Origin of the sequence: Bradyrhizobium sp. JYMT SZCCT0180 (assembly GCF_018130165.1) — a bacterium.
In the GTDB taxonomy this organism is placed as follows: Bacteria; Pseudomonadota; Alphaproteobacteria; order Rhizobiales; family Xanthobacteraceae; genus Bradyrhizobium.
The window spans coordinates 22,629-43,285 of the sequence record NZ_JAFCLZ010000021.1; the positions used below are offsets into that span (position 1 = coordinate 22,629).

General features: G+C 63.9%; 21 protein-coding genes. 12 read left to right on the forward strand and 9 right to left on the reverse strand.

Features of this window, described 5'->3' with window-relative positions; translation table 11 throughout:
* Nucleotides 1–98: 98 nt before the first annotated feature.
* A complete protein-coding gene (locus JQ641_RS27670) occupies nt 99–1,022 on the reverse strand; it encodes a LysR family transcriptional regulator (RefSeq protein WP_211999046.1) in 924 nt (307 codons plus the stop codon).
* Between the two features lie 91 nt (nt 1,023–1,113).
* On the opposite strand from JQ641_RS27670, the gene JQ641_RS27675 reads away from it, so the two are divergent.
* Genes JQ641_RS27675 through JQ641_RS27685 form a run of 3 tightly spaced genes read left to right on the forward strand, consistent with a single transcriptional unit; the run spans nt 1,114 to nt 2,194 of the window.
* Nucleotides 1,114–1,548 carry a nuclear transport factor 2 family protein gene (locus JQ641_RS27675; protein ID WP_211999047.1) on the forward strand — a complete coding sequence of 145 codons (435 nt, stop codon included), beginning with the start codon at nt 1,114–1,116 and terminating at the stop codon, nt 1,546–1,548.
* 43 nt (nt 1,549–1,591) lie between these two features.
* A complete protein-coding gene (locus tag JQ641_RS38915; protein ID WP_502755005.1) occupies nt 1,592–1,777 on the forward strand; it encodes a DUF1127 domain-containing protein in 186 nt (61 codons plus the stop codon).
* 15 nt (nt 1,778–1,792) lie between these two features.
* Nucleotides 1,793–2,194: a RidA family protein gene (locus JQ641_RS27685; protein ID WP_211999049.1), complete on the forward strand. Its 402-nt coding sequence runs from the start codon at nt 1,793–1,795 to the stop codon at nt 2,192–2,194.
* Between the two features lie 110 nt (nt 2,195–2,304).
* Here the strand turns inward: JQ641_RS27685 and JQ641_RS27690 are convergent, their stop codons facing one another.
* From JQ641_RS27690 to JQ641_RS27700, 3 genes are all read right to left on the reverse strand, one after another.
* Nucleotides 2,305–2,997 carry a glutathione S-transferase family protein gene (locus JQ641_RS27690; protein WP_211999050.1) on the reverse strand — a complete coding sequence of 231 codons (693 nt, stop codon included), beginning with the start codon at nt 2,995–2,997 and terminating at the stop codon, nt 2,305–2,307.
* A 181-nt stretch (nt 2,998–3,178) separates the two neighbouring features.
* On the reverse strand, nt 3,179–3,505 hold the full coding sequence (locus JQ641_RS27695; RefSeq protein WP_211999051.1) for a hypothetical protein: 327 nt from the start codon (nt 3,503–3,505) through the stop codon (nt 3,179–3,181).
* Between the two features lie 221 nt (nt 3,506–3,726).
* A complete protein-coding gene (locus JQ641_RS27700) occupies nt 3,727–4,860 on the reverse strand; it encodes a site-specific DNA-methyltransferase (RefSeq protein ID WP_211999052.1) in 1,134 nt (377 codons plus the stop codon).
* Nucleotides 4,861–5,238: 378 nt separating this feature from the next.
* Here JQ641_RS27700 and ypfJ point away from each other — a divergent pair, with 378 nt between their 5' ends.
* Nucleotides 5,239–6,177: a KPN_02809 family neutral zinc metallopeptidase gene (gene ypfJ, locus JQ641_RS27705; RefSeq protein ID WP_211999053.1), complete on the forward strand. Its 939-nt coding sequence runs from the start codon at nt 5,239–5,241 to the stop codon at nt 6,175–6,177.
* A gap of 144 nt (nt 6,178–6,321) precedes the next feature.
* Complete coding sequence (gene moaB, locus JQ641_RS27710; protein ID WP_192738587.1) at nt 6,322–6,885, forward strand: molybdenum cofactor biosynthesis protein B; 564 nt, start codon at nt 6,322–6,324, stop codon at nt 6,883–6,885.
* A 140-nt stretch (nt 6,886–7,025) separates the two neighbouring features.
* Here moaB and JQ641_RS27715 read toward each other — a convergent pair whose 3' ends face one another.
* Both JQ641_RS27715 and JQ641_RS27720 read right to left on the reverse strand, forming a co-directional pair.
* Nucleotides 7,026–7,955: a bifunctional helix-turn-helix transcriptional regulator/GNAT family N-acetyltransferase gene (locus JQ641_RS27715; protein WP_211999054.1), complete on the reverse strand. Its 930-nt coding sequence runs from the start codon at nt 7,953–7,955 to the stop codon at nt 7,026–7,028.
* A 133-nt stretch (nt 7,956–8,088) separates the two neighbouring features.
* The gene (locus tag JQ641_RS27720; RefSeq protein WP_211999055.1) at nt 8,089–8,661 is read right to left on the reverse strand and encodes a glycosyltransferase; all 573 of its coding nucleotides are present in this window, start codon (nt 8,659–8,661) and stop codon (nt 8,089–8,091) included.
* Nucleotides 8,662–8,818: 157 nt separating this feature from the next.
* Between JQ641_RS27720 and JQ641_RS27725 the strand changes: the two genes are divergently transcribed.
* The 4 genes from JQ641_RS27725 to JQ641_RS27740 all read left to right on the forward strand — a co-directional run bounded on the left by JQ641_RS27725 (nt 8,819) and on the right by JQ641_RS27740 (nt 13,057).
* On the forward strand, nt 8,819–9,979 hold the full coding sequence (locus JQ641_RS27725; protein WP_211999056.1) for a PA0069 family radical SAM protein: 1,161 nt from the start codon (nt 8,819–8,821) through the stop codon (nt 9,977–9,979).
* A gap of 127 nt (nt 9,980–10,106) precedes the next feature.
* Nucleotides 10,107–10,556 (forward strand): VOC family protein, encoded by a 450-nt coding sequence (locus JQ641_RS27730; protein ID WP_211999057.1) that lies wholly within the window; start codon nt 10,107–10,109, stop codon nt 10,554–10,556.
* Nucleotides 10,557–10,645: 89 nt separating this feature from the next.
* A complete protein-coding gene (gene rnhB / locus JQ641_RS27735; protein WP_211999058.1) occupies nt 10,646–11,401 on the forward strand; it encodes a ribonuclease HII in 756 nt (251 codons plus the stop codon).
* Between the two features lie 147 nt (nt 11,402–11,548).
* The gene (locus tag JQ641_RS27740) at nt 11,549–13,057 is read left to right on the forward strand and encodes a glycosyltransferase family 39 protein (protein WP_211999059.1); all 1,509 of its coding nucleotides are present in this window, start codon (nt 11,549–11,551) and stop codon (nt 13,055–13,057) included.
* A gap of 134 nt (nt 13,058–13,191) precedes the next feature.
* Here JQ641_RS27740 and JQ641_RS27745 read toward each other — a convergent pair whose 3' ends face one another.
* Entirely contained in the window at nt 13,192–14,019 is an 828-nt protein-coding gene (locus JQ641_RS27745) for a uracil-DNA glycosylase (RefSeq protein WP_211999165.1), read from the reverse strand.
* A 133-nt stretch (nt 14,020–14,152) separates the two neighbouring features.
* Between JQ641_RS27745 and JQ641_RS27750 the strand changes: the two genes are divergently transcribed.
* The 3 genes from JQ641_RS27750 (at nt 14,153) to JQ641_RS27760 (ending at nt 18,802) form a co-directional block, all read left to right on the forward strand.
* Nucleotides 14,153–15,814, forward strand: a complete 1,662-nt coding sequence (locus JQ641_RS27750) for an electron transfer flavoprotein-ubiquinone oxidoreductase (protein WP_211999060.1) — start codon at nt 14,153–14,155, stop codon at nt 15,812–15,814.
* Between the two features lie 293 nt (nt 15,815–16,107).
* Nucleotides 16,108–17,889 carry a tetratricopeptide repeat protein gene (locus JQ641_RS27755; RefSeq protein WP_211999061.1) on the forward strand — a complete coding sequence of 594 codons (1,782 nt, stop codon included), beginning with the start codon at nt 16,108–16,110 and terminating at the stop codon, nt 17,887–17,889.
* Nucleotides 17,890–17,917: 28 nt separating this feature from the next.
* Entirely contained in the window at nt 17,918–18,802 is an 885-nt protein-coding gene (locus JQ641_RS27760; protein ID WP_211999062.1) for a 4-(cytidine 5'-diphospho)-2-C-methyl-D-erythritol kinase, read from the forward strand.
* A 100-nt stretch (nt 18,803–18,902) separates the two neighbouring features.
* Here JQ641_RS27760 and JQ641_RS27765 read toward each other — a convergent pair whose 3' ends face one another.
* Both JQ641_RS27765 and JQ641_RS27770 read right to left on the reverse strand, forming a co-directional pair.
* The gene (locus tag JQ641_RS27765; RefSeq protein ID WP_211999063.1) at nt 18,903–19,532 is read right to left on the reverse strand and encodes a LysE family translocator; all 630 of its coding nucleotides are present in this window, start codon (nt 19,530–19,532) and stop codon (nt 18,903–18,905) included.
* 111 nt (nt 19,533–19,643) lie between these two features.
* Nucleotides 19,644–20,651 carry a polyprenyl synthetase family protein gene (locus JQ641_RS27770; protein WP_211999064.1) on the reverse strand — a complete coding sequence of 336 codons (1,008 nt, stop codon included), beginning with the start codon at nt 20,649–20,651 and terminating at the stop codon, nt 19,644–19,646.
* Nucleotides 20,652–20,657 lie beyond the last annotated feature (6 nt).

Consider the following 20,657-nt stretch of genomic DNA (forward strand, 5'->3'; position numbering starts at 1 on the left):
GATCGTCGTAGGGTGGGCAAAGCGAAGCGTGCCCACCATCAAGAGCACGGCGGGAATGGTGGGCACGGCGCAAGGGCGCCTTTGCCCACCCTACAAAGTCACACCGCCTTCTTCCGGTCCCGCTCCATCTCGCGGCCGATGCCGAGCATGATGTTGCGCAGCCAGATCGAGCCGGGATCCACCTGGGCGCGGGTCGGGTAGAACATGAACTGCTCGTCGATTCCGGGATCGAACGGTGGCGCGATGGCTACGAGCGACAATTGCTTCGATAATGCGCCGATCAGGCGGTGCGGCACGAAGGCGACGAGGTCGGTTCGCGCGGTGACATGCAGCGCCTCGATATAGCCGGGCACGACCAGCGCGATTTTCCGTTCGATCCCCTTCGGCCGCAGCCACATGTCGATCAGATCCTCGTTCTGGCCGCGGATCACCACCGCGACATGCCGCGCGGCGAGAAAACCGTCGCGCTTCTTCAATTTGGCGGCGGCGGGATGGCCGCGCCGCACCGCCAGCGCATCGCTGTCGGTATAGAGAAGCTGGCGGTGGAAGCCGCGGAAGGCGTCGCCGATCGAGATCACCATATCGAGCGTGCGGGCGAATTCGGCGGTCATGATCGGAGAGCTCCGCCACGGCACCACGTCGATGCGCACGTTCGGCGCAGCCTTTGTGATCTTCTCCATCAGCGGCGGCATCAAGAGTTCGACGGCGAGGTCCGGCATCATCAGGCGAAAATGCCGTTCGCTGCGCGCGGCGTCGAAATCATCAGATATGAACAGGGAGCGCACCTGGTCGAGCGCCTGCGCCAGTGGCCCGCGCAACGCCAGCGCGCGCGGCGTCAGCTCCATGCGGGCGCCGTTGCGCACCAGCAGGGGATCGCCGATCAAATCGCGCAGCCGTTGCAGCGCGTGGCTGGTGGCCGGCTGCGACAACCCGATCCGCATCGCCGCCCGGCTGACATTGGCTTCCAGCAGCAGCGCGTCGAGCGCGACCAGCAGATTGAGGTCAAGCGAATTCAAATTCATTGAGTGAATATATATCATATCTTCTATCGATTGGAAGAATGTCGCGCGGCGCGCGATGATCTGAAACATCAGATCACGGAGAAAACCCGCTATGAGCGCCGCCGAAAACAAGAAGCTGATGGAGAGAATCGTCGCCGACGTTGCCGCCGGCGACCGCACGTCGTTCGCCGATGCCCTGGCCGATGACGTAACCATGACCGTCACCGGCCAGTACTCCTGGTCGCAGACCTTTCACGGCAAGGAATCCGTGATGCGTGACCTCCACGGCTATGTCTCTTCCCTGTTGAAGCATCGCCGCACCGTTCCGTTCCGGTTCATTGCGGACGACGAATGGGTCGTGGTGGAAGCCCGCGGCGATATGGTGACCCACGCCGGAGAGCGCTACGACAATCATTATTGCCTGCTCTATCGGATCGAGAACGGCAAGATCCGCGAAATTCGGGAGTACCAGGACTCGACCTTGTGCGAGCGGGTTCTGGGACCGTTTCCCAAAGAAAGCGTGAAGGCGCGGAAACTTGCGGGTTGACGCGTTGAGCAGCGTTTGCGGCGGCAGCCGGCAACGCCAGCAGGTGCGCAGTCGCCTCAGTTCGACGCGCGCGGTCATCGCGGCTATCATCGCTCTCGTCCGGGTCTGGCGGGAGCGCCGCCGTTCCCGGCGTCAACTCTCTGTCATGAGCGCGCGCGAACTAGAGGATATCGGACTCTGCCCGCCCGAGATGGGCTGCGAAGTCGGCAAGCCGTTCTGGCGGAAATAATAAAGGGAGATCGATATGAGCAAGGAAATCTTCAGCCCGGCGACGCTGCCGCCGCCGACCGGCTATTCGCACGTCGCCAAGGTCAACAAGGGCACGCTGGTCTATGTGGCGGGTCAGGTTTCGGCCGACGCATCCGGCAAGATGGTCGGCGAAGGCAATTTCGAGGCGCAGGTCGAGCAGGTGTTCAAGAACCTCAAACTCGCGCTGGAAGCGGCCGGCGCCACCATGGCCGACATCGTCAAGCTGAACACCTATCTCGTTGCCGAGGTCAGCCAGGACGACCTGCCGAAAATGCGGGCGATACGCGACCGCTACCTGAACAAGGAAAAGCCGCCTGCGAGCACGCTCGTGGTCGTCAGCCGCCTGGCGCGGCCGGGCTGGCTGATCGAAATCGAGGTGGTGGCGGCGATCGACTAATTGTCAGTTCGTAGGGTGGGCAAAGCGCAAGCGTGCCCACCAATCCTTGCTCGATGAAGATGGTGGGCACGGCGCTAACGCGCCTTTGCCCACCCTACGTGCGGGCCGGATCAGGCCGCCTTGGTAGAGAGGTGCTTGAACATGTTGCCGCGCGCCTCGTCGTCCATCTCGGCCTTGAAGGTGAACTTGTCTTTCAGCGCGATCGCCTTGGCCGCCGCGGGACGCGCCGATATCTCGTCGACCAGTCGCTTGACGTTGGCGTATTTCGCGGCGGCTTCGTCGCTCATCACGAAGGCGGCCATCCGCGCCCAGCCCCACAGCGCCATGTCGGCAATGGTGTAGGTGTCGCCGACCATATACTTCTTGCCGGCGAGGTGATCGTTCAGCACGGCGTAGTGGCGCTGCGCCTCGAACTGGTAGCGGTTATGGGCATAGTCGTGGTTCTGTTCCTTCGGCGCAAAGTGCTTGAAGTGCACCGCCTGGCCCGAATAGGGCCCGATGCCGGTCGCGACGAACATCAGCCATGAGAGCAGCTGCGCGCGGTTCTGCGGCGTGTTCGATGGCAGGAATTTGCCGGTCTTCTCGGCGAGGTAGAGCAGGATGGCGTTGCTGTCGAAGACGAGCACGCCGTCGTCGTCGATCGCCGGCACCTTGGCATTGGGATTGATCTTCAAAAATTCCGGCTTGAACTGATCGCCCTTGCGGGTGTCGACCGCGACCGGCTCGAATGGCTGACCCAGTTCCTCGAGGAAGAGCGCGACTTTGGTCGGGTTGGGCGAGCCGTTGAAATAGAATTTGAGCATTTTTGGAAAACTCCCTTTGCTTCTTGCCTGCCAGCGTTGCGAGCCGGGCGCGGGTGACCCTACCGCAGCGCGGCATGTCCATGCTCAAATTTTCGGAAGGAGCGCAACCGACGAGTCCGTGAGGCAGGGCGCCGGCGCGGCAAAGGTGCCCACCGCGCCGCTCAGCTTAGGCAGAAGCCGATCAGCCGAGGTAGAAAAAGCCGACCAGCCCGACGATGATCAATCCCGCACCCGCCAGGTCGACGATGGTCGCGAAACGAATGGCCGAGTGCAGGTTCGACGCCTGGATCATCCGCTCCGACCGGCGCGCATAGCCGTGGACGATGATCTGCTGGTTGAAATCGCTGTTCGCTTCCAGCCGCTCGGTCAGGCCGACGCAAATCAGGAGCACGCCGAGTATGACGAAGCCGGCAAAGCCCAGCAAGGTGAACAGCAGGATCGGGGGCACGCCGATCAGGAAGATCGGCAGCAGGGGCAACACGAGTAATGAATCGGATTGGGAGCGCATCGGACGGCTCGCTGTGGCCGCAAATGACGGCCTGTATGGGTCTAAGGAAGCAATCAATATAGCTACGAATCGCGGCAAAACAGGGGGCGGCAGACTGCGAAAATCACAGGGCTGGTATCTCGGAGCGGCTTTCTGGTCGCATGTTGGCGGTGAGCAGGGCGCACAGCGAGCAGCCATGACGACGCTGCGCTCGTCAGGGTGAATAAAGCGCGAAGCGGGGATCAGCCCGCCGCCATCCCGGAGCGGATCTCGGCGCGCAGCTCGTCGATCAGCCGCAAGCCCTTCTTGGTCTCGACGTGCCAGAAGGTCCAGCCGTTGCAGGCGCCGGAGCCCTGGGCCACCGCGCCGATGCGGTGGATCGAGCCGACCTTGTCGCCGAGCATGATGGCGCCGTCGGCGCGGACCAGGGCGCCGTGGCGCTTCTTGGAATCGACCAGTTTGGTGCCGGGCGAGATCATGCCGCGCTCGATCAGTTCGGAGAACGCCACACGGGGTGCGTCGCGCGCGGTCATGAAGGGCGCCAGCGTCGCTTCTGGCAGCGGTTCGATCGCCGCGATGCGGGCTTCGGCCGCGCTCGCATAGGTCTTGTCGCGCTCGAAGCCGATGTAGCGGCGGCCGAGACGTTTTGCCACGGCGCCTGTCGTGCCGGTGCCGTTGAAGGGATCGATCACGAGATCGCCGGGCTTTGACGACGACAGCAGCACGCGCGCCAGAAGGCCCTCGGGCTTCTGGGTCGGATGCACTTTCTTGCCGTCGTCGCCCTTGAGGCGCTCGTCGCCGGTGCAAAGCGGAATCAGCCAGTCGGAACGCGCCTGCACGTCCTCGTTGGCGGCCTTCAGGGCTTCATAGTTGAAGGTATAGCCTTTTGCTTTCTCGTCGCGCGCCGCCCAGATCATGGTCTCGTGCGCATTGGTAAAGCGGCGGCCGCGGAAATTCGGCATCGGATTGGTCTTGCGCCAGACGATGTCGTTGAGGACCCAGAAGCCGAGGTCCTGCATGATCGAGCCGACGCGGAAAATGTTGTGGTAGGAGCCGATCACCCAGAGCGTCGCCGACGGCTTCATGACGCGGCGGCAGGCCAGCAGCCAGGCGCGGGTGAAATCGTCATAGGCGGCAAAGGATGAAAACTTGTCCCAGTCGTTGTTGACGGCATCGACATGCGATTCGTCGGGACGCTTGAGATCGCCCTTGAGCTGCAGATTGTACGGCGGATCTGCGAACACCAGATCGACGGAGCCTGCCGGAAGCTTCGACATCTCGGCGACGCAATCGCCTACGACGATACGAACACTCTCTTCGGACTCGAATTTAGTGCGGGGCGCCCTTGCAGACGCCCCGCGACGCGACTCTACCATGACTCAATTACTCTGACTCAGGCGACGCTGTCGGCGACGCGGGACTAAACAACCGACTGGCGATACATTGACCGGGCAAAGTAAAAATCGACTTAATCAGTATTGCTGCTCGGACAGATTTGCCGGGGCTGATTAGCGTTTAAGCGCACCAAAGCGTTTTCCAGCGAAGCTTGACCCGCACTTGATGCGGGATGGATGCCGGTGCGCGTCAAGAAAAGGTGTCAAATCAAGAATCTGGCGGCCCGTCCGATTCAATCGGAATGGAAACGGCGCTAGGCAATAATTGCCGGGCGGGTTATTGATTAACGGAATGGAAATTTTACGTCTGTGCTGCGTTGGGTAATTAAGGGCAATCCGCCGGGATGAGGAATTTGCGCCATGCGTTACGATGACTTCCGCCGCAGCGACTCGATCGACGACCGTCGCGACGACAGCGGTGGTGGTGGTGGTGGCGGCTTCGGCATTCCGATGGGCGGCGGTGGCGGGCTCGGCATCGGCACCATCCTCGTGCTCGGGATTCTCGGCTATGCCTTCGGCATCGATCCCCGCATCCTGATCGGCGGTGCCGAAATCCTCACCGGTGGCCAACAGCAGGCCCCGAGTTACCAGACCGATCGCCAGAACTCGGGCCCGGCAAGGACCGGCGCGCCCAAGGACGAGATGGGCAGCATGATTGCCGGCGTGCTCGGCGAGATCGACGACCGCTGGAACGAGATCTTCCAGGCCAGCGGGCAAACCTACAAGGGGCCGCGCATCGTGCTGTTCCGTGGCGCCACCAATGGCGGGCGCTGCGGCATGGCGCAATCGGCGATGGGGCCGTTCTATTGCCCGCCGGACAAGCAGATCTTCCTCGACACCCAGTTCTTCCGCGAGGTCGAGACCAAGTTTCGCGGCTGTTCGGGCAGCTCCTGCAAATTCACCACCGCCTATATCATCGCGCATGAGGCCGGCCATCACATCCAGAACCTGCTCGGCATTCTGCCGCGCGTGCAGCGGATGCAGGAGCAGGCCGGCAGCAAGGCAGAAGCCAACGCGCTGCAGGTCAAGGTCGAATTGCAGGCGGATTGCCTGTCCGGCGTCTGGGTCAACCGCGAGGAGAAGAAACGTCCGGGCTTCGTCGAACCCGGCGACATCGAAGCTGCACTGGCCACCGCCACCGCGATCGGCGACGACACGCTGCAGCGCAAGGCGACGGGCAGGGTGGTGCCTGATTCATTCACCCACGGCTCCGCCGCCCAGCGCAAGCAATGGTTCATGACCGGCTACAAGCAGGGCACCGTGCAGTCTTGCAATACGTTTGCCGCGGGGGCGTTGTAGAATAGGTGCACGTGCCCCGGACGCTGCGCAGCACGAAGTGATGCGCTGCAGAGCCGGGGCCCATGCCACCACACACACATGGGTCCCGGCTCTGCGGAGCAGCGTTGCACGCTGCACCGCGTCCGGGACACGGGATCGAGTAATATGTCCTCCATCGACGAAACCAAGCAATTCGTACCGCTCAATATCGCCGTGTTGACGATCTCGGACACGCGCGCGCTTGCCGATGACAAGTCGGGGGCGACGCTGGCGGACCGGCTGGTCGCCGCTGGCCATCATCTGGCGGCGCGCGAGATCATCGTCGACGACGTCGATGCGATCCGCGTCATCATCCGCCGATGGATCGCCGATCCTGGCGTCGATGCCATCATCACGACAGGCGGCACCGGCTTCACCGGCCGCGACGTCACGCCGGAAGCGGTCGAGCCGCTGTTCGAAAAGCGGATGGACGGTTTCTCCACCGCCTTCCACATGCTGAGCTACGCCAAGATCGGCGCCTCGACGGTGCAGAGCCGCGCCACCGCTGGCGTTGCCGGCGCGACCTTCATCTTCTGCCTGCCGGGCTCGCCCGGCGCCTGCCGCGACGGCTGGGACGGCATCCTCGCCGCCCAGCTCGATTACCGCACCCGCCCGTGCAATTTCGTCGAGATCATGCCGCGGCTCGACGAACATCTGCGCCGCCCGAAAGCCAAGGGCGCGTCGGTGTAATTCGTCATTCCGGGGCGCGCGTAGCGCGAGCCCGGAATCCATTAGGCGGCAAGTTGCGTGGATGAATGGATTCCGGGCCTGCGCCAAGAGGCGCATCCTCAGATGTGCAATTGCACATCGGGGAATGACGGAGCAGAGAGTCACAATTCCATTTCCCACGTCTCGCCAACAAGGCTTTGACCAAAACTTCGATGCGGCTCGGTCGCGACCAGCACAAAGCCGGCGTCCTGATAGATCTTGCGGGCGGCGACCAGGATGCTCTGGGTCCACAATGTCATCCTCCGATAGCCGGTCGCCCGCGCGAAGGCGACGCATTCGGCGACCAGCCGCTGGCCCAATCGCTGGCCGCGTCCGGCCGGATCGACCAGCAGCAGACGCAGCTTGGCGACATCGTCGCTATGCTTGACTACAAAGACCGACCCGACCGGGGCGCCATCAAGCTCGGCAATCCAGCAGCGCTCGCGCGAGGCATCGAACGAGGTCAGGAATTTCGCCGCGATCTCCGCCACCAGCGCTTCAAACGAGGAGTCAAAACCATATTCGCTGGCGTAGAACGCGCCGTGGCTCTGCACCACCCAGCCCATGTCGCCGGGACGGTGCGTGCGCAGGATCGCGGGCGATGCTGCGGCGCTCTTTTCACCGAGCAGCCGCTCAATCTCGGCCATCGCGCCGACGAGCTTTTGGCTGCCGCCGCGCGGCAACGCGGCCAGCATTGCGCCGATGTCGTCCTGCATGCTGCGCTCGAGCTTGGCGAAGGTCTGGCGTCCCTTGGCCGTCAGGGCGAGCTGGAATTGCCGCCGATCCGCCGGCAGCGCCTTGCGGGTCAGCAATCCATTCTCGTCGAAGTTTTGCACGATCCGGCTGAGATAGCCGGCGTCGAGCCCGAGTTCGGCGCCGATCTCCTTGGCCGAGAGGTCTTCGCGATAGGCGAGTTCGTACAGCACCCGCGCCTCGCTGAGCGAGAATGGGCTCTTCATGAGTTGCTGGTCGAGCACGCCGAGCTTGCGGGTGTAGAAGCGGTTGAAGGCGCGGACCGCCGCGACCTCTTCGCCGGAATTGCTTTGGGACATGGCGCACCTCAATACTTGCCATTGTCAGATAATTATTTGACTTTGGCAAGTATATTCTGGTGCGAACCGGAGCCCGTTCTATCTTTGCATGGGGTTGTTTTCGCGATTTTGTGTCTGGCCTTGGGAGGGGCGCCTAGGCCACCACCATGATCCGGCTGCGCAGCATGGTGCGGGAGCGCCGGCCGAGCTGGCGCAGCAGGCGGGCTTCGGAGCGGCGGACGTCCGGCCGGTAGCCGCCAAGCCGGTCGTAATGATCGTGCGCGATGAGCAGGCCCTGTTCCGCCGAGGGTCCCGTGACCATGCGGGCGATGAATTTGAGGCCATCGCGCAAGCCGGCGTCGGCGTAAGGCGAGCGGGCATAGCGGAAGATCCCGGCGCGAGGCCGGCCGCTGCTCGATACGCTCTGGATGAATTGCGCGGTCTCTTCGATCCAGCCCGAGTCGAGCACGGCGCCGGCGTGCAGGAACATCAGCCATGGCGAGCGCGCCTGGCGGGCGCCGGCGGCGAGTGCCGCAGCGCGGGTTCCCTCGAAGGCCATGAAGCGGCAGCCGGCTACGTCGGCGACCCGCTCGATCACGCTGCTTGCGGAACGGTCGACCAGCACTACTTCGCGGATCAAACCGGCAGCGGCGCCCGGCACCAGCGCCGCCAGGGTGGCGACGGCGGGCTGTTCGACACCTTCAGTGGGGATGATCACGCTCAGCATAATGAGGCTTCGTTGGCTCAAACGGTGAAAAACGCCGCTTGTTATCACCTTGTCACATTCAAAACATCCGTTGGCATGCGGATTTTTGCGGCAGCCCTCGTGTGGATTTATCGATCGATGTTCTTGCTTTGTTCTAAAGACGTGTTACGTTCCAAGCATGAGCCGAGCATCCTCTCATGCCCTCAAGCACCCGCCGGTCACGGCGCCCTCCGAACCGGCGGGTGCTACTCCTTTTCCTGAGCTTGATGTCGCGATCGAGCGCGAGCGGCGGCGTGGCCGCGGCGCCCAGTCCAACGACAGCGGCCGCTTCGAGGCCGAGGCCCGCGTCGCCTTCGACGACGGCTGGCAGAGCCTCGAAGACCTGCCGGCGTTCAAGACCACGGTCGGGCTCGACACCTCGCGCAAGGTCATCACCCGCAACGACTCGCCCGATATCGGCTTCGACCGCTCGATCAACCCCTATCGCGGCTGCGAGCATGGCTGCGTCTACTGCTTCGCGCGGCCGACCCACGCCTATCTCGGGCTGTCGCCCGGACTTGATTTTGAAACCCAGCTGCTCGCCAAACCCGATGCGCCGGAGCTGCTGGAAAAGGAACTGGCGGCGGCGGGCTACGAACCGCGCATGATTGCGATCGGCACCAATACCGATCCCTATCAACCGATCGAGCGCAAATACAAGATCATGCGCGGCATTCTCGAAGTGCTGGAGCGTGCCGGCCATCCGGTCGGCATCGTCACCAAATCGGCGCTGGTAACGCGAGACATCGACATCCTCCAGCGGATGGCAAAACGCAATCTGGTCAAGGTCGCCCTGTCAGTGACGACGCTCGACCCGAAACTCGCGCGCACCATGGAGCCGCGCGCCTCGACTCCGCCGAAGCGGCTGGAAGCGATAAAGCAACTGGCGGAGGCCGGCATTCCGGCAACCGTGATGGTCGCCCCCGTGATCCCCGCGCTGAACGATTCCGAGATCGAGCGCATTTTGGATGCCGCGGCGCATGCCGGCGCGAAAGAGGCGAGTTACGTGCTGCTGCGGCTGCCGCTGGAAGTGCGCGATCTCTTCCGCGAGTGGCTGATGGCGAATTATCCCGACCGTTATCGCCACGTCTTCACGCTGATCCGCGACATGCGCGGCGGCCGCGACTACGACTCGCAATGGGGAACCCGGATGAAGGGAACCGGGCCGATGGCCTGGATGATTGGACGCCGCTTCGAAATCGCCTGCGAGAAGCTCGGGCTGAACAAGCGGCGCCTGAAACTGACCACCGACCATTTCGTCAAGCCGAAGCGAAACGGACAGCAGTTGAGTTTGTTTTAGGTTCGTCATTGCCTGCGACAAACGCGAAGCGTTTGCGCAAGGGAGCGAGGCGACGAAGCAGTCCATAGTTCTTGCGCGGAAGCATGGATTGCTTCGCTTCGCTAGCAATGACCGAAGGGAAAGTAGCATGAGTAAGAATCCACCCATCCCACGCCTCACCGTCATCACGCTCGGCGTAACCAACATGCGCACCAGCATCGCCTTTTATGAAGCACTGGGTTTTGCGCGAAGAATTCGCTCGACCGGCGAGGCGGTCGCCTTCTTCGACACCGGCGGCCCGGTGATCGCCTTGTTTCCGTGGGGTCAGCTCGCACAGGACGCGACGCTGCCGGACCATCCGCGGCCCACGACCTTCCGCGGCGTGACGCTGGCGTGGAATTGCGCCTCACGCGAGGAAGTGGATACCGTGCTGGATTTTGCGATCGCCAAGGGCGCCTCGCTGCTCAAACCCGCGCATGAAACGAGCTATGGCGGCTACTCCGGATATTTCGCCGATCCCGACAATCATCCCTGGGAAGTCGTGGTCGCCCCCGGCATCGAGGTTGGCGAGGACCGGCGGGTTCATTTGGCGGATTAGGGGTCGGTACCAACCTGTCGTGACTGAATAACGGGAATTGCACCCGGTTCCCGGTTGCGCCGTGGCGCGTGCTTGCCCACCATCCCGGCATGATTCGGGATAAATCTGCCAAGAAACCAGCGGCCAAAAAGGCAAAACTGCCGAAGGGCGTGGTCGCGGTGGCGCCGCCGAGCTTTCGCCGCGAGCGCGCGCTGATCAAGCGCGGCGTCTGGCCGATTGCCGGTTGCGACGAGGCCGGGCGTGGTCCGCTGGCTGGCCCGGTGGTGGCCGCTGCCGTGATTCTCGATCCCAAACGAATTCCCAAAGGCATCGATGATTCGAAGCGGCTGACGGCGGAGCGCCGTGAGGAACTGTTCGAAGAGATTTGCGCGACCTCGTCGTTTGCGGTCGCCTTTGCCTCGCCGGCGCGTATAGATCGCGACAATATCCTGCGCGCCTCGCTGTGGGCGCTGACGCGCGCCGTGCACGCGTTGCCGGAAACCCCCAGACATGTGTTCGTCGATGGCCGCGACCGGATCGAGGCGCCATGCGACTGCGACGCCGTGATCGGCGGTGATGGCATTGTGATGTCGATCGCGGCTGCTTCGATCATCGCCAAGGTGACGCGCGACCGCCTGATGTGCGCGCTGGCGCTGGATTGCCCGGGCTACGGCTTCGAGACCCACAAGGGCTACGCCGTGCCGGAACATCGCGAGGCGCTCGACCGCTTGGGTCCCAGCGTCCACCACCGCCGTTTTTTCGCGCCCGTCATCGCCGCGCGCGAAAAACATCAGCCCGGCACCATCGAGCCCGATCTGTTCACGGTCGAAACGCAAATCGACGCGGATGTCTCGGCGGCTCTCTAACGCACCTTGCATTGACGCGTTTCCTGACGCGCGCCGGTATCCACCTCGCTTGAAAACGCGATAGTTGCCTCGGCGGCTGGCGCGCTCTATCAAATGGTCTCGAATAGGCCGGACCGATGGGATCGGCTGGGGCATTTCGGACGTTCCATGCGTTTCACCTCCCTGGTTGTCGAACTGATCCGCGCCCGGCCGCGGCTGGTGGTCTGGCTCGTGGTGCTGCTGCAGGCGGCAATGTGGCTGATCCTGCCGATGCTGCTCTATCGCAGCCCGCCCGGCGATATCGCCACCGTTCTGGCATTCGGCAGGGAATATCAGGTCGGGACCTGGTTCGGCCCGCCGCTGGCGTTCTGGCTTGCCGACATCGCCTTCCGCGCGGCCGGCAATCATGTGTTCGGTGTCTATCTGCTCGCGCAGATCTGTGCGGTCGTCACTTTCTGGGGCTTCTATCAGCTCGCGCGCGCCATTGTCGGCGGTCAGCAGGCGGTGCTCGCGGTGCTCTTGAGCATGACGGTGGTGGCCTTCAGCTCGCCCGGCGTCGAATTCGGCCCGCTGGTGCTGGCGCGGCCGCTGTGGGCGCTGCTGTTGCTGCATTCCTGGCGATTGATCGGCCAGAACCGGCGCAGCGCCTGGTTCGCCTGGTCGATCGAAGCGGGCCTGTTGCTGCTGACGACGTCGGCCGCGCTCGGGCTGTTGCTGCTGATCGCCGGATTTGCCGTCGCCACCGCGCGCGGACGGCGCACCTTGATGTCGCTCGATCCGCTGTACGCGCTACTGGTGATCGTGGTACTCGTGCTGCCCTATCTGATCTGGGTCGTTCGCGCCGACGTGCTGGCGATGCCGCCTTTGCCTGCCATCGATGATCTCTCGGGCAGGGCGATGCACTGGGGCGGGCTGCTCGGCGGCCTGTTGCTGGCGACGGCCGGCATCGTGCTGCTGGTGATCCTCAACTCCGGCGCGTTTGTCCGCAAGGCCGAGGAAGCGCCGATCATCTACCGGCCGCAGATCGATCCGCTGGCGCGCCAGTTCGTCTATACGTTCGCCATCGGCCCGGCGCTGTTTGGCAGCCTGATCGCCGGCGTGTTCAATCTCGAGCGCGTTACCGGCGGCGCCGGCGTTGCCTTGCTGATGTCGGGGCTGGCCGTGATCGTGGCGACCGGCGATCTCGTGTATCTGCGGCGCCAGCGGCTGCTCCGCACGGTCTGGGCTGCGGCAATCGCCGCCCCGGCTTTCGTGGCCATCGCGGCCACGCTGTTCCTGCCCTGGACCAGCGGCGCCGAAGTGCCGACCTCGTTGCCGGCGCGGACCATCGCGCATTTCTTCGGTGACAGTTTTGAGCGGCGCACCAACCAGCGGCTGCGCGCGGTGGCCGGCGATCCGCAGCTCGCGAGCTTCGTTGCGATGGATAAAGGGCGGCCGCATCTGCTGCTCGACGCCACGCCGGAACGCACGCCGTGGCTTTCGCTCGCGAAGTTCAATGAAACCGGCGGCGTCGTGGTCTGGCGTGCCTCGGACACATCAGGCGCGCCGCCTCCCGAGATCGCACTGCGCTTTCCGGGCCTCGTGCCGGAAGTGCCGCGCGCGTTCGAATGGATGGTGAATGGAAGGCAGCCGCTGCTGCGCGTCGGCTGGGCGATCGTGCGGCCGAAAGCGCCGTAGGCAGTCCCTCATGGTGAGGAGCGCGTCTTCGCGCGTCTCGAACCACGCTTTGCCCTTCGGGCTACGCGTGGCGCAGCCAATCACCGGAAGGACAAGGCGTGCCCGGCGAAGCCCAACGGGCGAAGACGGGCTCCTCAGGATGAGGAAACCTTCTCCAATTCCTTCGCGATCGCGCGCAGGTCCTGCCACGACATCCGCTTGTAGGACGGTGAGCGCAACAAATACGCCGGGTGGAACGTCGCGATGGCGCGGATGGAGCGGGTGCCGGTGTCGTAGTCGAACCATTTGCCGCGGGTCTTCATGATGCCCTCGCGGGTCGACAGCAGCGTCTGCGTCGAGGGATTGCCGAGCGTCACCAGCACGTCCGGATTGACCAGTTCGATCTGCCGCTGAATGAACGGCAGGCAGATTTGCGTCTCCTGCGGCGTCGGCGTGCGGTTGCCCGGCGGCCGCCACGGTATCACGTTGGCGATGTAGGCCTTGCTGCGGTCGAGGCCGATCGCCGCGATCATGCGGTCGAGCAATTTGCCGGAACGGCCGACGAACGGCAGTCCCTCGATATCCTCGTCGCGTCCGGGGGCTTCGCCGACGAACATGATTCGCGCTTTCGGATTGTCGTCGCAGAACACCAGCCGTGTCGCGGTGTGCTTGAGCGCGCAGCCGTCGAAATTCTCTAGAAGCGCGCGCAGCGCCTCCAGCGACGGCGCGGTTCGGGCCGCTTCCCGCGCCGAGGCGATCGCGGCTTCCGGCGCCGGCGCTATTTCGCTGCGCGAAACTGCCGGCGCCGCGGCGGGCATTTCCCGCACCAGTCTTTGCGGCGTGGTTTCGCGCGGCGCGGCAATGGTAGCGCTGTCGGGCTCGGCAAGCCGGTCGATCGGGTCATCGGCCAACGCGCAATCGACCCCGGCCTCGAGATAAAAGGCCAGCAATTGCTGAACGGTAGGGGAGGGTTCGGGCGCGATGGACATCGTTCCAATCTAGGATGTATTCGGGGGCAGCGAAATGCCTGAGATTTCATTTCGATGGTTGTTCTCGGCGCAAAAATCGGAAACAAACGAACCTTAGAGCCGTTCTCAATTGGGCTGAGACCAGAACATGAGCACCGAAGAACTTCCGCCGCGTGAGTCCATGGAATTTGACGTCGTGATCGTCGGCGCCGGGCCGTCTGGCCTCGCGGCTGCGATCCGTCTCAAGCAACTCAACGCCGATCTCAACATCGTCGTGGTGGAGAAGGGCTCCGAAGTCGGCGCGCATATTCTGTCGGGTGCGGTGATCGATCCGGTCTCGCTCGACAAACTGATTCCGGACTGGCGCGAGGACGCCGATTGCCCGCTGAAGACGCAGGTCAAGGACGATCGCTTCTACTGGATGACGGGCGGCGGCGCGATCCGGCTGCCGGGATTCGCGATGCCGAAGCTGATGGACAATCATCACTGCTATATCGGCTCGCTCGGCGATGTCTGCCGCTGGCTGGCGCCGAAAGCCGAAGCGCTCGGCGTCGAGATCTATCCGGGGTTTGCCGCGGCCGAAGTGCTCTATGACGAACAAGGCGCGGTGCGCGGCATTGCGACCGGCGACATGGGCATCGCCAGGGACGGCAGCCACAAGGATTCGTTCACCCGCGGCATGGAACTGCTCGGCAAATACACGCTGTTCGCCGAAGGCGCGCGCGGCAGCCTCTCCAAGCAGTTGATCGCGAAATTCTCGCTCGACGCGAGCAGCGAGCCGCCGAAATTCGGCATCGGGCTGAAGGAAGTCTGGGAGATCGATCCCGCCAAACACCAGAAGGGCCTGATCCAGCATTCGTTCGGCTGGCCGCTGAACAATTCGACCGGCGGCGGCTCGTTCCTCTATCACTACGACGACAACAAGGTCGCGGTCGGCTTCGTCGTGCATCTCAATTACGACGACCCCTATCTGTCGCCGTTCGACGAGTTCCAGCGTTTCAAGACCCATCCCTCGATCCGCACCGTGTTCGAAGGTGGCAAGCGGCTGTCCTATGGCGCGCGCGCGATCACCGAGGGCGGCTACCAGTCGGTGCCACGCTTAAGCTTTCCGGGCGGCGCGCTGATCGGTTGCGCGGCAGGCTTTGTCAACGTGCCGCGCATCAAGGGCGTGCACAACGCGATGGGCAGCGGCATGCTCGCCGCCGAACACCTTGTGGCCGCGCTCGCCGCCGGCCGCGCCAATGATGAACTGGCCGAATACGAAAATGCGTGGCGCGGTTCGCAGGTCGGCAAGGACCTCTACCCGATCCGCAACGTCAAACCGCTGTGGTCTAAGTTCGGCACCCTGATCGGCGTACCGCTCGGCGGCCTCGACATGTGGACCAACACGCTGTTCGGCTTCTCGCTGTTCGGAACCCTGTCGCACGCCAAGCCGGATCGCAAGACGCTGGATCCGGCCAGGACGCACACACCGATCGCGCCGGTGAAGCCGGACGGCAAGCTGACCTTCGACAAGCTGTCGTCGGTATTCCTGTCCAACACCAACCATGAGGAAGACCAGCCGATCCACCTCAAGGTCGCCGACATGAACCTGCAGAAGACTTCCGAGCACGACGTCTTTGCCGGTCCTTCCAACCGTTATTGCCCGGCCGGCGTCTACGAATGGGTCGAGGAGGCCTCCGGTCCGCGCTTCCAGATCAACGCCCAGAATTGCGTCCACTGCAAAACCTGCGACGTCAAAGACCCGAACGGCAATATCACCTGGGTTCCGCCGGAAGGTGGCGGCGGGCCCAATTACCAGGGGATGTGACCACGATTACGTGAGTTTAATGGCGGACGGCCGCAGGTGTCCGGGTAACCCCGGTACCGGCCACGATACCGCCACAGTACAAGCGTCTTCCGGGGCTGCGGGCCGAATGGGTGGAATTGGCGGCGGACGGGGACATCCTGGGGACCCTGCTGCCGATCGATTCGCCACCCCGTATCCTTGCGGTTGAACGCCAAAAGCGGCATTGTCGCTGGGCCTTGATGCCGCCGCGTATGTCCGCATTCGAGAGCGCTCGAAAAGATTCCGCCATAAATCCTGGAGCTAGGCGAACCGTGATGCTTTCCACTCGTTTCAATCGCTGGACCATCGCCGCTGTCACCGTCGCCGCGCTTGCCGCGCCCGGCTCGCTGCTGGCGCAGACGCCCGAGCATACCGGCGACAATTCGGCGCAGTTTCCGAGCAAGAGCGATCTGAAGTCGCTGACCACGTCCGGCAGCTATCTGGCCGCGCGTCATGCCAGCGTCGAACGCGACGCCAGCTCGGCCGCGGCGTTCTACCGTTCGGCGCTGCGCACCGATCCCAAGAACAACGAGCTGCTCGACCGCGCCTTCATCTCCTCGCTCGCGGATGGCGACATCGACGAGGCCGTCAAGCTCGCCGACCGCATTCTGACGCAGGACAAATCCAACCGCGTGGCCCGGCTGGTCGTCGGCGTCCGCGACCTGAAGCAGAAGAAATACGCGACTGCGCAGATCAACATCAATCAGTCGATCCGCGGACCGATCACCGATCTGGTCGCGACGCTGTTGTCGGGCTGGGCCAGCTTCGGGGCGGGCGATTCCAAGGCGGCGGTCGCCAACATCGACAAGCTGACCGGGCCGGAGTGGTATCCGATCTTCAAGGATCTGCACACCGGCATGATCCTTGAACTCGCCAACAAGGAAAAGGACGCCGGTGCCCGCTTCGAGCGCGCCTACAAGCTCGACGATTCCATGCTGCGCGTGTCCGACGCCTATGGGCGCTGGCTGTCGCGCAACAAGGACTCGGCGGCGGCGATCGGCATCTACGAGGCGTTCGACAAGAAGCTGCCCCGGCATCCCCTGGTGCAGGAGGCGCTGCGCGAGACCCGGGCCGGCAAGAAGATGCCGCCGCTGATCGAATCGGCGCAGGCAGGTGCGGCCGAGGCGCTGTACGGCATCGGGGCCACGCTGACCCGCCGCGGCGGCGAGGATCTGGCGCTGGTCTATCTGCAGCTGTCGCTTTACCTGCAGCCCAACCATCCGCTGGCGCTGCTCTCGCTGGCCGATCTCTATGAGTCGGTGAAGAAGCCGCCGATGGCGATCAAGGTCTACGAGCGCATGCCGGCGAGTTCGCCGCTGAAGCGCAACGCGCAGATTCAGCTCGCCACCAATCTCGACGCCGCCGATCGCAGCGAGCAGGCGATCAAGATCCTCAAGGACGTCACCGCCGAAGACCCCAAGGACATCGAAGCCATCATGGCGCTCGGCAATATCGAGCGCGGCCGCAAGAAGTTCGCCGATTGCGCGACGACCTATTCCAGGGCGATCGACGTGATGCCCGGCGTGACCGACAAGAACACCTGGGTCACCTATTACTATCGCGGCATTTGCCAGGAGCGCTCCAAGCAGTGGAGCAAGGCCGAGGCCGACATGCGCAAGGCGCTCGAGCTGCAGCCCGAACAGCCGCATGTGCTGAACTATCTCGGCTATTCCTGGATCGATCAGGGCATCAATCTCGACGAAGGCATGAAGATGATCCGGCGCGCCGTCGATCAGCGTCCCGACGACGGCTATATCGTGGACTCGCTGGGCTGGGCGTTCTACCGCATCGGCAATTTCGAGGACGCGGTGAAGAACCTCGAGCGCGCGATCGATCTCAAGCCCGAGGATCCGACCATCAATGACCACCTCGGTGACGCCTATTGGCGCGTCGGCCGCACACTGGAAGCCAAGTTCCAGTGGGCGCACGCCCGCGACCTGAAGCCCGAGGCGGAAGAACTGCCGAAAATCGAGGCCAAGATCGCCAATGGTCTGCCCGAGGACACGTCGTCTGCGGCTTCGGCCGACAAGAAAAAAGAAGACGGCAAGGGCGGCTAGATCGAAGGCTTGGGGGGCTTGTTCGGCAATGCCGGCGTTGATTGATGAGGGGCGTGCCAAGGTCAACCTGACCTTGAGGGTGGTTGGCCGCCGCACCGACGGCTTTCATGACCTGGAAAGCGTGGTGGCGTTTGCCGACTGCGCCGATCGGCTGACGCTGACGCCGGGTTCCGATCTGACATTGCAGATGTCCGGTCCGCTGGCGCAGGCCTGCGGCGAGACATCGGACAATCTAGTGCTGAAGGCGACGCGCCTGCTGGCAGAGCGGGTGCCGGGCCTGAAGTCCGGCACTTTCACGCTCGACAAGGTGCTGCCGGTCGCGGCGGGCATCGGCGGTGGTTCGGCGGATGCGGCTGCCGCGCTTCGGCTGCTGGCAAAATTGAACGGGCTGTCGCTCGATGACGAGCGGCTGCGCGAGGTAGCACTTGCGACCGGCGCCGACGTGCCGGTCTGCCTGGCCTCGCGTGCCTGCGACATGACCGGGGTCGGCGATACCCTGACGCCGCTCAGCCTGCCGATCATGCCGTGCGTGATGATCAACCCCTGCGTTCCCGTTCCGACCAAGGACGTGTTCAAGGCACTTGGCCTGCGTAGCGGCGAATTGCTGGTCGGCGTCACCGACGTTTTCCGGGGCGTCGACTGGCCGGAAGCCGGCGCCTCGGTCGAAGATTGGGTCGAAGTCCTGGCGGCCAGCGCCAACGATCTGGAAGCCCCGGCGATGCGCATCCAGCCGGTGATCGGTGAAGTGATCGCCGCGCTCAACGCCACCAATGGTGCCTGGCTGGCGCGGATGTCGGGCTCGGGCGCGACCTGTTTTGCGATCTATGAAAACACCGCCGACGCCGGCCGCGCCGCGGAGAAGATCCGGCGTGAGCATCCCGGCTGGTGGGTGCACGCGGGAACGTTGAGCTAGCCATAACGAACGGTTTCGTAGGGTGGGCAAAGCGAAGCGTGCCCACCATTTTCGATCGACGCAATCGATGGGTATCGCTTCGCTCCACCCATCCTACAGGCTAATTCGCCGGCCGCCGCACCAGCGCTAGCGAAACGCCAAGCCCGGCGATGAACAGCCCCGAACCCTGTCGCAGGCGTTGAATGAGACGCGGCCGCCGCACCAGGCCCGCGCGCGCGGTCGCGGCCATCATCACCACGACGACATCAGCGAGCGTGTTCAGCAATACCGAGATCAGGCCGAGCGCGATGAACTGCAGCGCAGGGTGAGCGCCGGCGGGATCGATGAACTGCGGAATGAACGCCAGAAAGAACGCCGCAGTTTTCGGGTTCAGGGCTTCGACCAGCACGCCTTCGCGAAACGCCTGTCGTGCGTCGGCCGGGCTGATCGCCTCCACCATCGCCTGTTGGCCCTCGCGAAACGTCCGGATGCCAAGCCAGACCAGATAGAGCGCACCGGCGAGTTTGAGCACCGTGAAAAGTTCGGCGCTGGCCAGGATGATCGCCGACACCCCAAGCGCGCCTGCGATCACATGCACCAGCCCGCCAAGCGCGGTCCCCAATGTCGAGGCGATGCCGGTCTTCCGGCCGCCCGACAGTGTCCTGGCGGCGACATAGAAGATCCCGGGACCAGGCACGAAGGCGATGATCAGCGCTGCGGCCAGAAAGAGCGAAAATTGTGTGCCGCTCATGCAACCCCTTCGTAGGGTGGGCAAAGCGCAAGCGTGCCCACCATTCAAAATGACGGTTTGGATCGATGGTGGGCACGGCGCAAGCGCGCCTTTGCCCACCCTACGAAGCCATCAATGCGAGCGGGCCAGGCAGAACGCCACGACCTGCTCGAGCGCGGTCTTCATCGGCGAGGCCGGAAACAGCGCCAGCGCATCGACGGCCATCGCACCGTAATGATGGGCGCGGCTGATCGTGTCTTCCAGCGCGCGATGCTTGGTCATCAACCCGATGGCGTGATCGAGATCATTGGCGCCGATCTCGCCGCGCTCCAGCGCCTTGACCCAGAACGCGCGTTCAGAGGCGTTGCCGCGGCGGAACGCCAGCACCACCGGCAGCGTGATCTTGCCCTCGCGGAAATCGTCGCCGACGTTCTTGCCGAGCTTTGCCGATTTGCCGCCGTAGTCCAGCACGTCGTCCACCAGCTGGAACGCGATGCCGAGATTCATGCCGACCGAGCGGCACGCGGTCTGCTCGGGCTTCGGCCGGTTGGCGATGACGGGACCAACCTCGCAGGCAGCTGCGAACAATTCCGCGGTCTTGCCGCGGATCACAGCGAGATATTCGTCCTCGGTGGTCGCGGTGTTTTTTGCCGCCGCAAGCTGCATCACCTCGCCCTCGGCGATGGTGGCGGCCGCCGACGACAGGATGTCGAGCGCCCGCAACGACCCGACCTCGACCATCATGCGAAAAGCCTGGCCGAGCAGGAAGTCGCCGACCAGCACGCTCGCTTCGTTGCCCCACAGCATCCGCGCGGACAATTTGCCGCGCCGCAATTCGCTCTCGTCGACCACGTCGTCATGGAGCAGCGTCGCGGTATGCATGAACTCGACCGAGGCCGCGAGCTTGATATGGCCGTCGCCGGAATAGCCGGTGAGACCGGCCATCGCCAGCGTCAGCATCGGGCGCAGCCGTTTTCCCCCGGAGGAGATCAGATGGTTGGCGACCTCGGGAATCATGGTCACTTCGGAACCGGTCCGCGACAGGATCGTGGCGTTGACCCGCTCCATGTCGGCGGCGACGAGCCCGACCAGCTCATCGATCGAAGCGTTTGGGCTTTCGAAGGGTACAATAACCGCCACGCGGGT